This window comes from Virgibacillus carmonensis, assembly GCF_057836705.1.
The window spans coordinates 1-993 of record NZ_JBYQFJ010000088.1 but is presented as its reverse complement, the minus strand read 5'-3'; the positions used below and the strand labels follow the sequence as shown (position 1 = coordinate 993).

Annotated in this window: 1 protein-coding gene; it reads right to left on the bottom strand. The window is 37.6% G+C overall.

The features are described 5' to 3' along the window. Window positions 1–363: 363 nt before the first annotated feature. Window positions 364–993 (bottom strand): alanine dehydrogenase (locus AC3G7N_RS20615; protein WP_489424037.1); only part of this gene is annotated, 630 nt, incomplete at its 5' end.

Sequence of the window (993 nt, the reverse complement as noted above, 5' to 3'; positions counted from 1 at the left end):
ATATACTGAAAACGCAAAAGCACCGACGCCTAACACAAGGATTAAAATTACAAATAAACTAATCCTTAGCCAAAGACGTTTTCTTGGTTTTTTCCTGCGTCTGTCTGACCTTCTTTGTTCTGTCATACCTACATACCCCAGTTCCAATTTATTACTTAATACCTATTTGAAAATCCTGGCTATCACCAAAAATAATGGCAGATCCCTTAGATTTTTTATACTTTAGTCCTATAAATTTTAGTACCGCCCTTAAGTATAACAAAAAATCATGTAAATTTATATCAAAAATTGTAAAACGAAAAAAAAAGCCGCTAGATTTATAGAATAAATCAGCGACTTTTTAAAAATATTGTGTCTGCAATCTTAAGCAAATGCTAGTTCAATAGCCTCTTCGACTGTTGCATAGTCGTAGCCAAGATCATGTGCTACTGCTTCAAATGTAACTTTGCCATTTAGTACGTTCACGCCGGATTTAATTGCCGGGTTTTCGTTAATTGCTTTAATGGCACCTTTTGTAGCGATTTGTGCTGCATAAGGAATGGTTACATTCGTTAATGCAATCGTTGATGTACGTGGTACAGCACCAGGCATGTTTGCAACTGCATAATGAAGCACACCATGTTTTTCATAGATTGGATCGTCATGTGTTGTAATATGGTCAACTGTTTCAAAGTTACCACCTTGGTCAATAGCTACGTCAACAACAACAGAACCAGGCTGCATGGATTTAACCATTTCTTCTGTTACAAGCTTAGGCGCTTTTGCACCAGGAATTAATACAGAGCCAATTACCAAATCAGATTCTTTAACTGCTTCTGCTATATTATATGGATTTGACATTAATGTTTGTACACTCGTACCGAAGATATCTTCAAGTTGACGCAAACGTGTTGGATTCAGGTCGATAATGGTAACATCTGCCCCAAGGCCGACTGCAATTTTCGCAGCGTTTGTTCCAACCATTCCACCGCCAATAACAGTGACTTTTCCACG